General features: G+C 50.7%; 1 protein-coding gene. It reads left to right on the top strand.

Annotated elements, in window-relative coordinates; all coding sequences use genetic code 11:
* A partial coding sequence (locus tag HJY11_RS14420) for a MerR family DNA-binding protein (protein ID WP_208076551.1) occupies nucleotides 1-215 on the top strand: 215 nt, incomplete at both ends.

Here is a 215-nt window from a genome sequence, read left to right as displayed (position 1 = left end):
AATGTGATTCGCGACTTACGGGGTCTTGGTTTTTCTATGGAACGAATTCGGGAATACCTGACAAATCGAAGTATTGATACCACAGAGCTTTTGCTCAATGAGGAGCTGAATGCCATCCACCGGAAAATGGCACAGCTTCGCCAGCTCCAGTCCAATGTGGAGCAGCGCCTCGCAACACTTCAGACAGCAAAGGAGCAGCCCCTTGAGACCGTCAC

The sequence above is a fragment of the Bittarella massiliensis (ex Durand et al. 2017) genome (assembly GCF_017566145.1).
Classification (GTDB): Bacteria; Bacillota; Clostridia; order Oscillospirales; family Ruminococcaceae; genus Bittarella; species Bittarella massiliensis_A.
This window is presented reverse-complemented; position numbering and strand designations above follow the sequence as displayed.